The 12,544-nt window shown below is 63.2% G+C and carries 12 protein-coding genes; 8 read left to right on the top strand and 4 right to left on the bottom strand.

Annotated features, from left to right (window positions below; all coding sequences use genetic code 11):
* Nucleotides 1-15: 15 nt before the first annotated feature.
* Complete coding sequence (locus ACNFCJ_RS17500) at nucleotides 16-1,179, bottom strand: isovaleryl-CoA dehydrogenase (RefSeq protein WP_416772695.1); 1,164 nt, start codon at nucleotides 1,177-1,179, stop codon at nucleotides 16-18.
* Nucleotides 1,180-1,214: 35 nt separating this feature from the next.
* Nucleotides 1,215-1,595 (bottom strand): MerR family transcriptional regulator, encoded by a 381-nt coding sequence (locus ACNFCJ_RS17495; protein WP_059392556.1) that lies wholly within the window; start codon nucleotides 1,593-1,595, stop codon nucleotides 1,215-1,217.
* Nucleotides 1,596-1,682: 87 nt separating this feature from the next.
* On the opposite strand from ACNFCJ_RS17495, the gene ACNFCJ_RS17490 reads away from it, so the two are divergent.
* The 3 genes from ACNFCJ_RS17490 (at nucleotide 1,683) to ACNFCJ_RS17480 (ending at nucleotide 5,000) form a co-directional block, all read left to right on the top strand.
* The gene (locus ACNFCJ_RS17490) at nucleotides 1,683-2,450 is read left to right on the top strand and encodes a 3-hydroxyacyl-CoA dehydrogenase (RefSeq protein ID WP_416772693.1); all 768 of its coding nucleotides are present in this window, start codon (nucleotides 1,683-1,685) and stop codon (nucleotides 2,448-2,450) included.
* A 133-nt stretch (nucleotides 2,451-2,583) separates the two neighbouring features.
* Entirely contained in the window at nucleotides 2,584-3,774 is a 1,191-nt protein-coding gene (locus ACNFCJ_RS17485; protein WP_416772691.1) for an acetyl-CoA C-acyltransferase, read from the top strand.
* A gap of 98 nt (nucleotides 3,775-3,872) precedes the next feature.
* Nucleotides 3,873-5,000: an acyl-CoA dehydrogenase family protein gene (locus tag ACNFCJ_RS17480; RefSeq protein ID WP_416772689.1), complete on the top strand. Its 1,128-nt coding sequence runs from the start codon at nucleotides 3,873-3,875 to the stop codon at nucleotides 4,998-5,000.
* Between the two features lie 35 nt (nucleotides 5,001-5,035).
* Here the strand turns inward: ACNFCJ_RS17480 and blaPRC are convergent, their stop codons facing one another.
* Both blaPRC and ACNFCJ_RS17470 read right to left on the bottom strand, forming a co-directional pair.
* Nucleotides 5,036-6,175, bottom strand: coding sequence for a PRC family class C beta-lactamase (gene blaPRC, locus ACNFCJ_RS17475; RefSeq protein WP_416772687.1), 1,140 nt, complete (start codon nucleotides 6,173-6,175; stop codon nucleotides 5,036-5,038).
* A 95-nt stretch (nucleotides 6,176-6,270) separates the two neighbouring features.
* Nucleotides 6,271-8,106 (bottom strand): sigma-54-dependent Fis family transcriptional regulator, encoded by a 1,836-nt coding sequence (locus tag ACNFCJ_RS17470; RefSeq protein WP_416772685.1) that lies wholly within the window; start codon nucleotides 8,104-8,106, stop codon nucleotides 6,271-6,273.
* A gap of 260 nt (nucleotides 8,107-8,366) precedes the next feature.
* On the opposite strand from ACNFCJ_RS17470, the gene ACNFCJ_RS17465 reads away from it, so the two are divergent.
* From ACNFCJ_RS17465 to ACNFCJ_RS17445, 5 genes are read left to right on the top strand one after another with little or no spacing between them, the layout of a single operon-like run.
* Nucleotides 8,367-9,461, top strand: a complete 1,095-nt coding sequence (locus tag ACNFCJ_RS17465) for an ABC transporter ATP-binding protein (RefSeq protein WP_416772683.1) — start codon at nucleotides 8,367-8,369, stop codon at nucleotides 9,459-9,461.
* A complete protein-coding gene (locus ACNFCJ_RS17460; protein WP_416772681.1) occupies nucleotides 9,461-10,558 on the top strand; it encodes an ABC transporter ATP-binding protein in 1,098 nt (365 codons plus the stop codon). The genes ACNFCJ_RS17465 and ACNFCJ_RS17460 overlap by 1 nt, the downstream gene beginning before the upstream one ends.
* A complete protein-coding gene (locus ACNFCJ_RS17455; protein WP_013715269.1) occupies nucleotides 10,555-11,418 on the top strand; it encodes a carbohydrate ABC transporter permease in 864 nt (287 codons plus the stop codon). The genes ACNFCJ_RS17460 and ACNFCJ_RS17455 overlap by 4 nt, the downstream gene beginning before the upstream one ends.
* An 8-nt stretch (nucleotides 11,419-11,426) precedes the next feature.
* On the top strand, nucleotides 11,427-12,227 hold the full coding sequence (locus ACNFCJ_RS17450) for a carbohydrate ABC transporter permease (RefSeq protein ID WP_013715270.1): 801 nt from the start codon (nucleotides 11,427-11,429) through the stop codon (nucleotides 12,225-12,227).
* Nucleotides 12,228-12,239: 12 nt separating this feature from the next.
* Nucleotides 12,240-12,512, top strand: coding sequence for a DUF2160 domain-containing protein (locus ACNFCJ_RS17445; protein WP_003239937.1), 273 nt, complete (start codon nucleotides 12,240-12,242; stop codon nucleotides 12,510-12,512).
* Nucleotides 12,513-12,544 lie beyond the last annotated feature (32 nt).

Below are 12,544 nucleotides of genomic sequence, written 5' to 3'. Positions count from 1 at the left end.
CAGCGGGAGAAGGGATCACTTGGTTTCGTTGAACAGCTCGCGGCCGATCAGCATGCGGCGGATTTCGCTGGTGCCGGCGCCTATTTCGTAGAGCTTGGCGTCACGCAGCAGGCGCCCGGCCGGGTATTCATTGGTGTAGCCGTTGCCACCGAGTAACTGGATGGTGTCGAGCGCCATCTTGGTGGCCATCTCTGCGGTGTAGAGGATCACCGCGGCGGCGTCCTTGCGCGATTCCTCGCCGCGGTCGCAGGCCTTGGCGACGTTGTACAGGTAGGACTTGGAGGCGTTCATGCCGGCGTACATGTCGGCCAGCTTGCCCTGCACCAGTTGGAATTCGCCGATCGATTGCTTGAACTGCTGGCGCTCATGCACGTAGGGCAGCACCACGTCCATGCAGGCGCTCATGATCCCGGTCGGGCCGCCGGAGAGTACGGTGCGCTCAAAATCCAGGCCGCTCATCAGTACGCGTACACCGCCGCCCTCGACGCCGAGGATATTCTCCTCGGGCACTTCGCAGTCCTCGAACACCAGTTCGCAGGTGTTAGAGCCGCGCATGCCCAGCTTGTCCAGCTTCTGGTGGCGGGAGAAACCCTTGAAGTCGCGCTCGACGATAAAGGCAGTCATGCCACGCGAGCCGGCGTTGATGTCGGTCTTGGCGTAGATCACGTAGGTGTGGGCATCGGGGCCGTTGGTAATCCACATCTTGTTGCCGTTGAGCACGTAGCGGTCGCCGCGCTTTTCCGCACGCAGCTTCATCGACACCACGTCGGAGCCGGCGTTGGGCTCGCTCATGGCCAGGGCGCCGATGTGTTCGCCGGAGCACAGCTTGGGCAGGTACTTGTGCTTCTGCGCCTCGCTGCCGTTCTTGTGAATCTGGTTGACGCACAGGTTGGAGTGCGCACCGTAGGACAGCCCCACCGACGCCGAGGCACGGCTGATTTCTTCCATGGCCAGCACATGCGCCAGGTAGCCCATGTCGGTGCCGCCGTACTCCTCCTTGACCGTCATGCCGAGCAGGCCCATGTCACCGAACTTGCGCCACATGTCTATGGGGAACTCGTTGTCGCGGTCGATCTGCGCGGCGCGCGGTGCCAGCTCGGCCTGGGCGAACTGGTGTACCGAGTCGCGCAGCATGTCGAGGGTTTCACCGAGGCCGAAGTTGAGGGTGGGGTAGCTCATGGGGTCACCTGCTGTTGTTCTTGTCGTGGGGGCGATTACGCGGTCGTTTCGGCGAGGGCCGCGAGGCAGCGCTCCTCGGCGGTATCCAGTTCCAGCTGCATCTGCTGGATATCCAGTAACTGTTGTTCAAGCTGCAGACGGCGTTCGGCGATCTTGCCCATGAAGGTCTCCAGCTGCTTGCGGCTGCCGGTTTCCGGGTCGTAGAGCTCGATCAGCTCGCGGCATTCAGCCAGTGAGAAGCCGATGCGCTTGCCGCGCAGGATGAGTTTCAGCGTCACCTTGTCCTTGGCGCTGTAGATGCGCTCCTGGCCGCGCCGCTCCGGCGCGAGCATGCCTTGCTCCTCATAGAAGCGGATGGCGCGGGTGGTGATGTCTAGTTCGCGAGCCAGATCGGAGATGGAGTAAGTGGTTGCCATGGTCAGTGCTCGTTTACCTTTACGTTAACGTAAACCTGTGCAAATCTGCCTGTCAATCTCACTCCACAACAATCACAGAGGTTGAGCATGCGTATCGACGAATCCGTATTCCTGATCAGCGGCGGCGCCTCTGGTCTTGGCCTGGCCACCGCCCGCGAACTGGTCAGGCAGGGCGGTAAGACGGTGCTGCTGGATATCAACGCCGAGGCAGGCCAGCAGGCCCTTGCCGAGCTGGGCGCCAACGCCCGTTTCGTGCGCGCCGATATCACTCGCGAAGAGGATGGCCGCGCTGCAGTGGTGCAGGGTCTTGAGGCTTTCGGCGCCCTGCACGGGTTGGTCAATTGCGCCGGCGTCGCGCCAGCCGAGAAAGTGTTGGGTCGCAACGGTGCTCATGGTCTGGACAGTTTCCGCCGCACTGTCGAGGTCAACCTGATCGGCAGCTTCAACCTGTTGCGCCTGGCTGCCGAGGCCATGGCGCAGAACGCGCCGAACGTTGAGGGCGAGCGTGGGGTCATCATCAATACCGCGTCGGTGGCGGCGTTCGATGGGCAGATGGGCCAGGCTGCCTATGCCGCGTCCAAGGGTGGCGTCGCCGCACTGACGCTGCCGGCAGCGCGTGACTTGGCGCGTTCGGGTATCCGTGTGATGTGCATTGCCCCCGGTGTGTTCGAGACGCCAATGATGGCCGGTATGTCCCAGGAGGTGCGTGATTCGCTGGCGGCCAATGTGCCGTTCCCGCCGCGCTTGGGGCGGCCCGACGAATACGCCGCACTGGTGCGGCATATCGTCGAGAACACCATGCTCAATGGCGAAGTGATCCGTCTCGATGGCGCGCTGCGCATGGCGGCTAAGTAGCGGGCTCTAGCTTTTGTGGGAGCGGCTTCAGCCGCGAGATAAATGACGCAGCCTTCGCGGCTGAACCCGCTCCTACCGCCAGAACATGGCCCGGACGCGATCCGGGAATAACGCAGATCAGAAGGTGAAACTCATGAACCAGCAACTCGACCCCGTCGTCATCGTCAGTGCAGTGCGCACGCCCATGGGCGGCTTCCTTGGTGATCTGGCCGGCCTTACGGCGGCCGAACTGGGCGCCGCTGCCATCCGCTCGACCCTCGATCGTGCCGGGCTCGCGGCTGAGGCAGTGGACACGGTGCTGATGGGCTGCGTGTTGCAGGCTGGCCAGGGTCAGGCACCCGCGCGCCAGGCGGCGTTGGGCGCAGGGCTGAGCCAGGCCGCTCAATGCACCACGCTGAACAAGATGTGTGGCTCCGGTATGCAGGCACTGATGCTTGGTCATGACCAGTTGCTCGCCGGCAGCGCCGATGTGCTGGTGGCCGGCGGTATGGAGAGCATGTCCAACGCGCCCTACCTCCTGGCGCGTGCCCGCAGTGGCTATCGCATGGGGCATGGCCAGGTGCTCGACCATATGTTCCTCGACGGTCTGGAGGACGCCTACGAGCGTGGTCGGTTGATGGGCACCTTCGCCGAGGATTGTGCGCAGCAGTATCGCTTCAGTCGTGAGGAGCAGGACGCCTATGCCCTGGAGTCGCTGCGTCGCGCCCAGCAGGCGATAACGGACGGAAGTTTCTCCAGTGAGATCGTCGCCGTGGAGGCGCCGCAGGGGCGTGAACGGCGTCAGGTCAGCACCGATGAGCAGCCGCCCAAGGCTCGCCCGGAAAAGATTCCCGGTCTAAAGCCGGCGTTTCGCGAGGGGGGTACGGTGACGGCGGCCAATGCCAGTTCCATTTCCGATGGCGCCGCCGCGCTGCTGTTGATGCGCCTGTCCGAGGCTCAGGAACGCGGACTGAAACCACTGGCGCGCATCGTCGGTCATGCTGGCCACGCCCAGGCGCCGAATCTGTTCACTACCGCCCCGGTGGCGGCGATCCAGCGTTTGTTGGCGCGTATCGAATGGCCACTGGAGACGGTCGATCTGTTCGAGATCAACGAGGCGTTCGCCGTAGTGCCCATGGTGGCCATGCGTGAATTGGGCATCGATCACGCCAAACTCAATGTAAACGGCGGCGCGTGCGCCTTGGGCCATCCCATTGGCGCATCTGGCGCGCGCATACTAGTGACCCTGTTGGCAGCGTTACAGCAGCGTGATCTAAAGCGCGGCCTGGCCTCCGTGTGCATTGGCGGCGGTGAGGCCACTGCTGTAGCCATCGAGCTGTACTGAGTATCCACGTACTTAACCTGTGGGAGGGGCTTCAGCCGCGACTGTCGCCGCTAAAGCGCCTCCCAGGGAGTGATCGAACCGCATCATCGGAGCCAGCCATGCTGCCAAAAGAAGAAGACATCCTTATCCGTGACATGGCCCGCCAGTTCGCCCAGGAACGGCTGAAACCCTTCGCCGCTGACTGGGACCGCGAGCATCGTTTCCCTGCCGAAGCCATCGCCGAGATGGGCCAGCTGGGTTTTATGGGCATGCTGGTGCCGCAGCAGTGGGGCGGCGCCGAGACCGGGCACCTGGCCTATGCGATGGCCCTTGAGGAGATCGCCGCGGGCGATGGTGCCTGCTCTACCATCATGAGTGTGCACAACTCGGTAGGCTGCATGCCGATCCTCAAGTACGGCAGCGAGCAGCAGAAACAGCGCTTTCTCCGCCCGCTGGCCGAGGGCAGCATGCTCGGCGCCTTCGCCCTGACCGAGCCGCAGGCCGGCTCAGATGCCAGCGACCTGCGTACCCGCGTGCGGCGCGATGGCGATCACTATGTGCTCAACGGTGCCAAGCAGTTCATCACCTCCGGCAGCCATGCCGGCATGGTGATCGTCTTCGCCGTTACCGATCCGCAAGCAGGTAAGAAGGGTATCAGCGCCCTTATCGTGCCGACCGATACACCTGGTTTCTCGGTGGTGCGGGTGGAGGACAAGCTCGGCCAGCACGCCTCCGACACCTGCCAGCTCCAGTTCGACGACGTGCGCATTCCGGCCGACCTGCGCCTCGGCGAGGAGGGCGAGGGCTATCGCATCGCCCTGGCCAACCTTGAAGGTGGGCGCATTGGTATCGCCGCGCAATCGGTGGGCATGGCGCGGGCGGCGTTCGAGGCGGCGTGCGATTACTCCCGTGAGCGGGTGACCTTTGGCAAGCCTATCATCGAGCACCAGGCGGTGGCGTTTCGCCTGGCGGACATGGCCACGCAGATCGCCGTCGCACGGCAGATGGTGCATCACGCTGCCAGCCTGCGCGAGGCCGGCCAGCCGTGCCTGACCGAGGCGTCGATGGCCAAGCTGTTCGCTTCGGAGATGGCCGAGCGCGTGTGCTCGGCGGCGATCCAGACCCTGGGTGGCTACGGCTACCTCAAGGACTTCCCGGTCGAACGCATCTACCGTGACGTGCGCGTGTGCCAGATCTACGAAGGCACCAGCGACGTGCAGCGGATGGTGATCGCGCGAAGTTTCTAAGCTCAAGGTGCGTACCCAACGCACCTGTGCCCTGTCTAGGGCTCGATGCTTTCGAGCAACTGCAGCGCCAGGCGTACGCGCTCGGCGTTGGGGTAGTTGCGGTTGGCGAGTATCACCAGGCCGGTATCGCGCGCCGGAAGCAGCAGGATGTAGGCGCCGAAGCCGTTGGTCGAGCCGGTCTTGTTCAGAAGCAGGTCGCCTTCGGCTGGCTTGGGCACACTGAAACGCGCCACGCTCTGCGGTTGCAGCGCCATTTCCGCTGAGTTGCCGGCCTGCAGTTTCTCCAGACTGATGGGGTAGGTGTAGCGCTCCCAGCCCAGGGCCTGAGTCATGTCGCCGACCTGGTAGTAGCCGCGATGGGTTGAGCTGATCGCCTGGCGCAGTGGTGCGGGTAATTGATCCGGGTGCAGGTTGGCGTCGATGAAGCGCAGCATATCGGTGGTGCTGGATTTCAGCCCGTAGGCTTCGGCATCCAGCGCGCCGGGAGTCACGCGCACAGCCTTATCGTCGCGGTAGCCCCAGGCGTAGCGCTTCATCTGCTCGGTCGGTATGCGAACGTAGCTTTCCTGCATGCCCAGTTGCTGCAGCAAATCCTTCTCCATCAACTGCTGAAACGGCTCGGCAAGGCTGGCGGCCGCCAGGTAGCCGAACAGGCCGATGCTGGGGTTGGAATACAGTCGTTGCGTACCCGGCGGATACACTGCCTGCCAGTTACGGTAGTAATCGAGCATCTGTTGTTCGTTGTTGACCGCGTCCGGGAATTGCAGCGGCAGGCCACCCGGGGTGTAAGTGGCCAGATCCAGCAGGCTGATGTGGTCGAAGGCGGTGCCGCGCAGTTCGGGCAGATATTGGCTGGCGTTGTCGCTGAGGTTCAGCGTGCCGCGAGCTTCGGCGTAGGCGCCGAGGGTGGCGGTGAAGAGTTTGCTGATCGAGCCCAGCTCGAACAGGGTGTGGCGATCCACCGTCTGGCCGCTTTCACGGGATGCCACGCCGTATTCGAAGAAATGCGACTGCCCCTTGTGGCTGATGGCGATGGCCATGCCGGGAATGGCATAGGTCTGCATCATCGACTTCGCAGCGGCGTCCACCTGTGTTTCCAGTGAAGGAGCTGCCGGCGCGTGGCTGGCGGCCAGCAGCGCCAGGGCGGCGAACAGGGGGCGGTACAGGTGGCGCATGCTGAGTTCCTTTCGTGGCGGGACGACGCCTGTGCTGCTCGATGGGCGAGTGCGGTGGCAAATGTATGGCTTGGGCCGATTCTTCGAGCAAAGGTTCAGGACCGCACGCCCTGTTCACGCAGGCGCTTGTACAGGGTATTACGGCTCAGGCCAAGGTGGCGGGCCAGGTAGGAGATATTACCGCCGCATGCCTGGTACTGGCTGGCCAGGTCACCATCATCCGGCTCGAGATGCGTGGGCTGGGGCGCCTCTGTCGGCAGATCGAGGAAGAAGTCATCCGGCAGGTGTTCGGCGCGGATAGGCTGGTCGTCGGCCATGGCCAGCGCCACGCGCAGCACGCTGCTGAGCTGGCGCAGGTTGCCTGGCCATGGGTGATGCTGGAACAGCTCCAGCACTTCGCGGCTGATACCCGCATGTTGGCCGGGTTCTCGGTGCTGCTCCCAGAGTTTCTGGAACAGTGCCTGCTTATCATTGCGTTCGCGCAGTGGCGGCAGTTCGAGGTTCAGGCCGCTGATGCGGTAGTACAGGTCGGCGCGGAACTGGCCGCTGTCGACGTCCTGGCGCAGTGGGCGGTTGGTGGCCGAGACCAGGCGCACGTCGACTGGATGCAGCTCACTGCTGCCCAATGGCTGTACGCAGCGCTCCTGCAACACGCGCAGCAGCCGCGCCTGCACACGCAGCGGCATATCACCGATCTCATCGAGAAACAGGGTGCCCTTGTGCGCCTTGCGGATCAGCCCGACATGGCCTTTCTGGTTGGCGCCGGTAAAGGCGCCTTTCTCGTAGCCGAACAGTTCCGACTCCACCAGCTCCGCTGGAAGGGCCGCGCAGTTGACCGCGATGAAGGGTTGATCGGCGCGTGAGCTGGCGCGATGTAGCGCCCTGACGAAAACCTCCTTGCCGGCGCCGGTTTCGCCCTGCACCAGGATCGGAATGTCCTTTTCCAGCAGACGTTCGGCCTGGCGGATGGCCTTGTCCATGCGTGCGTCACCCATGCTCAGTGCATGCAGATGAGGCTCTTGTGGCGTGTTTTGCGCAACCTGCGGGCGGAAATCGCGAGGCTTAATGGGGGCCGGTCGGGCAGGGCGCCTTACCCGTGCATGAAAACGAAAGTGGCTGCTGGTGCGCAGGCTGAACGGCTGGCCGTCCGGCTGGTTGAGCAACTGCTGTAGAGGCACGTCGAACAGTTGCTCGATGGCGCCGTAGGTCAGGGGTTGGCCGAGCAGATTGTCAGCGCGGCGGTTGGCCGACACCACGTGGCCCTGTTCATCGAACACCACCAGGCCGGCCCAGGGGCTGTCGAGGTTGTCGAGGCTGGTATTGAAGCTGAGCAGGTGGTACTGGTCGGCGAACAGCTTGAGGATCAGGCGGTTCTCCACCGACTGGCTCATCATCTTGACCATGCCCAGGGTATGCGCCGGCGGCAGGTAGCTGTCGCTGGACACGTCGAGCACGGCGATCATGCGCCGTTGCTCATCGAAGATCGGCGAGGCTGAGCCGGTCATGAATCGGTTGGCCTTGAGAAAGTGCTCGTCGTGCTGGATATGTACGGCCTGGCCGCAACTGAGCGCGGTACCGATGGCGTTGGTGCCGGTGTAGCGCTCCAACCAGCTGGCGCCCGCGACGAAGCCTGCGGCCTGGCGTGGCTCGATAAAGCGCTGGTCGCCCCAGGATTGCAGCAGCCGGCCCTGGTCGTCGGCGAGCATGATCAGGCAGTTGGAGTTGGAAAGGATGGTGCCGTAGTAGGGCAGTACTTCCTGGTGCGTGGTCTGCACCAGGGCCTGGCGGCTTTCCAGCAGCGCCGAAAGATCGCCTGGCGCCGGAGGATCGAAGCGAGGCGCGCTCTGGTGGGTCAGGCCGTAGTCACGGCAGCGCGACCAGGACTCCTGGATGATGGCGTCATGCGCCGGGGCGCGGGCAGCTTCTGTCATGGTGCGATCTCTTCTTGTTGGTTCGCGATCTGCGCCGCGATAGATCCAGTTTCGTTCAAGCCTGTTCAAAGTCAACGAACGAATTGTTCAGTTGTTCACATTCGACTGTTCAAAAGTGTTCAGTGGAAAACCGTTGCTGCACCGTTCTTTGGCGGCTTTTTCGATTCCGATCAACGAGATGCGTTGGTTTTTTGGGGGCTGGCACGCTTGTCGCTATCGATGTTCGCAATCGAATGGCACGACAAGAAAAAGGACAGGCCATGTCGCTCAAGCTCGAACACGTCACCCGTATCGTCGACGGCCAGGTGCATATCGACGATGCCTGCCTGAGTTTCGAACCCGGCTCCTTCAACGTTCTGCTCGGCCGTACCCTGGCCGGCAAGACCAGCCTGATGCGCCTGATGGCCGGGCTGGATCGGCCCAATAGCGGCCGCGTGCTGATGAACGGCGCCGATGTCACCGGCGTGCCGGTGCGCCAGCGCAACGTGTCGATGGTCTATCAGCAGTTCATCAACTACCCGACCCTGACGGTGTTCGAGAACATCGCCTCGCCACTGCGCCAGGCCGGCGTGGCCAAGGAGCAGATCGTCGAGAAGGTCGAGGCCACGGCGCGCATGCTACGCATCGAGAAACTGCTGTCGCGTTATCCGTTGGAGCTGTCCGGCGGCCAGCAGCAGCGCACGGCCATGGCCCGGGCGCTGGTCAAGGATGCCTCGCTGATCCTGTTCGACGAACCGCTGGTCAACCTCGACTACAAGCTGCGCGAGGAGCTGCGCCAGGAAATGCGCGAGCTGTTCCAGGCGCGCCACACCATCGCCATCTACGCCACCACCGAGCCCAACGAGGCGCTGGCCCTGGGTGGCACCACCACCATCCTGCACGAGGGGCGGGTTATCCAGAGCGGCAAGACCGCCGAGGTCTACCACCGCCCGCAACAGGTGCTGGCTGCCGAGCTGTTCTCGGAGCCTGCGATCAATCTGATGCCGGGGCGTATCAGCGGCTCCGAGGTGAGCTTCGCCGACTGCGTGCACTTTCCGCTCAATCCCGATCTGCGCGGCATCGCCGAGGGCGAGTACCGCTTTGGCGTGCGCCCCAGCCATATCGGTTTGGTGCCGTCCAACGACGATGATCTGGAGCTGGCGGTAACCGTTGAGCTGGCCGAGATCAGCGGCTCGGAAACCTTCCTGCATGTGCGCAACGAGCAGTTCGTGCTGGTGCTGCACCTGCCGGGCGTGCACGAGTATGCGGTCGATACGCCGATCCTGATCTACATCCCGACCCACAAGCTGTTCGTCTTCGCTGCCGATGGGCAGTTGGTGCAGGCGCCCAGTCGTCGTCAGGGGAGGGCCGCCTGATGGCCGAGATTCGCTTGCACAACCTTGCCCACAGTTACAGCGGCACGCCGAAAGCGCCGGAAGATTACGCAATCCGCGAGATGAACCATATCTGGCAGCAAGGCGGCGCCTATGCGCTGCTGGGGCCGTCGGGCTGCGGCAAGTCCACCTTGCTAAACATCATCTCCGGCTTGCTCAGCCCGTCTCAGGGCGAGGTGCAGTTCGACGGCAAGGCGGTCAACACGCTGTCGCCGCAGGAGCGCAACATCGCCCAGGTTTTCCAGTTTCCGGTGGTCTACGACACCATGACGGTGTTCGACAACCTGGCCTTCCCACTGCGCAACCAGGGCATGGACGAAGCTCGGGTGATGAGCAAGGTGCACGAGATCGCCGAGGTGCTGGAGTTGCATCGCTTGCTGCACAAGAAGGCGCGTAACCTCACCGCCGACGAGAAGCAGAAGGTCTCCATGGGCCGTGGCCTGGTGCGCGACGACGTATCGGCAATTCTCTTCGACGAGCCGCTGACGGTGATTGACCCGCATCTGAAGTGGAAGCTGCGGCGCAAGCTCAAGCAGATCCATGAGCAGTTCAACATCACCATGGTCTACGTCACCCACGACCAGTTGGAGGCCTCAACCTTCGCCGACAAGATCGCAGTGATGTACGGCGGGCAGATCGTCCAGTTCGGCACGCCACGCGAGCTGTTCGAGCGCCCCGGCCATACCTTCGTCGGCTATTTCATTGGCAGCCCGGGGATGAATCTGATCGAGGTGCAGCGCTGTGAGGGCGGGGTGCGCTTCGCCGATACGGTGCTGCCGCTTTCCGACGCGCTCAACCAGCGTCTCGCCGAACTGGACGGCAAGCGCCTGCAGGTGGGCATTCGTCCCGAGTTCGTGCACGTCTGGGACGGCGCCTATGAAGACGCGCTGTGTGGTCGGGTGCTGTATGTCGAGGATCTCGGCACCTACAAGATCCTCACTTTCGACCTCGATGGCCAGGTGCTCAAGGCGCGCCTGCAGGAGGATCAGCCGGTGCCGCACGAGCAGGTTTACCTGAGTTTTCCGGCGCAGTGGCTGATGCTCTATGCCGACGACTACCTGGTGGAGGTGGCGCCATGAAGGTGCAGAACAACAAGGCCTGGTGGCTGGTGCTGCCGGTATTTCTGCTGGTGGCGTTCAGCGCCATCGTGCCGATGATGACGGTGGTCAACTACTCGGTGCAGGACATCTTCGACCCGGCCACGCGCTACTTCGTCGGCGTCGACTGGTATCGCCAGGTGCTGCAGGACCCGCGCCTGCATGATTCGTTGCTGCGCCAGTTCATCTTCTCCGCCTGCGTGCTGCTGATCGAGATTCCCTTAGGCATCGCCATCGCCCTGTGCATGCCGACGCGCGGGCGCTGGGCGTCGCTGTGTCTGATTCTGATGGCCATTCCGCTGCTGATCCCATGGAACGTGGTCGGCACCATCTGGCAAATCTTCGGCCGCGCCGACATCGGCTTGATGGGCTGGGCTCTGAACAGCCTGGGCATCAGCTACAACTACGCGGCCAACACCATGGATGCCTGGGTGACGGTGCTGATCATGGACGTCTGGCATTGGACATCGTTGGTGGCGCTGCTGTGCTACTCCGGGCTGCGCGCCATTCCCGACGTCTACTACCAGGCGGCGCGCATCGATCGCGCCTCGAACTGGGCGGTGTTTCGCCATATCCAGTTGCCCAAGCTCAAGAGCGTGCTGCTGATCGCGGTGATGCTGCGCTTCATGGACAGCTTCATGATCTACACCGAGCCCTTCGTGCTCACCGGCGGCGGGCCGGGCAACGCCACCACCTTCCTCAGCCAGACCCTGACGCAAATGGCTGTCGGCCAGTTCGACCTAGGCCCGGCGGCGGCGTTCTCGCTGGTGTACTTCCTGATCATCCTGCTGGTGTCCTGGCTGTTCTATACCGCCATGACCCACGACGACAAAACCCGCTGAGGCCGACCATGACGCTGCGCAAACGCCTGGTACTGCTGATCTACTTTCTGTTCCTGCTGGTGCCGATCTACTGGCTGCTGAACATGTCGTTCAAGAGCAATACCGAAATTCTCGGCGGGCTCAGCCTTTGGCCGCAGAACTTCACCCTGGACAACTATCGGGTGATCTTCACCGACCGCAGCTGGTACGAGGGCTACCTCAACTCGCTGTACTACGTCAGCCTCAACACCCTGATCTCGCTCAGCGTGGCGCTGCCGGCGGCCTATGCCTTCTCGCGCTACCGCTTTCTCGGCGACAAGCACCTGTTCTTCTGGCTGCTGACCAACCGCATGGCGCCGCCGGCGGTGTTCCTGTTGCCGTTCTTCCAGCTCTACTCGTCCATCGGCCTGTTCGACACCCATATCGCCGTGGCGCTGGCGCACTGCCTGTTCAACGTGCCGCTGGCGGTGTGGATCCTTGAAGGCTTCATGTCCAGCGTGCCGAAGGAAATCGATGAGACGGCCTACATCGACGGCTACAGCTTTCCGAAATTCTTCGTGAAGATCTTCATCCCGCTGATCCGCTCCGGTATCGGTGTCACGGCCTTCTTCTGCTTCATGTTCTCCTGGGTCGAGCTGCTGCTGGCGCGCACCCTGACCTCGGTAGACGCCAAGCCCATCGCCGCGGTGATGACCCGTACCGTGTCCGCGTCGGGTATCGACTGGGGTGTACTGGCCGCCGCCGGGGTGCTGACCATCATCCCGGGGATGCTGGTGATCTGGTTCGTTCGCAACCATGTGGCCAAGGGCTTCGCCCTCGGTCGCGTGTAAGGGAGGTTCGTCATGAGCTGGATGGCCTGGACTCTGCCGACCGCGCTGTTCTTCGGCGGCATCGCCGTGCTGCTGGCCGGCATGACGCTGGTCGAGCTGCGCTGGCCGTGCGTCGAGCGCAAGGGTTTTCTGCCGATCACCACAACCCGGGGTGATCGGTTGTTCATCGGTCTGCTCGGCAGCGCCTACCTGCATCTGCTGGTAATAGGCGTGACCGACTGGAGCGTGTGGATAGCGTCGCTGCTATCGCTGTTGTGGTTGTGCGCAGTCATGCGCTGGGGCTGAGCCGGGCTGCCGCCGGTATGCCTCTCCCCATA

The sequence above is a fragment of the Pseudomonas sp. NY15364 genome (assembly GCF_048068235.1).
Lineage (GTDB): Bacteria > Pseudomonadota > Gammaproteobacteria > Pseudomonadales > Pseudomonadaceae > Aquipseudomonas > Aquipseudomonas mendocina_D.
The sequence above is the reverse complement of the archived record's forward strand: the minus strand, read 5'-3'. Positions and strand labels throughout refer to the sequence as shown.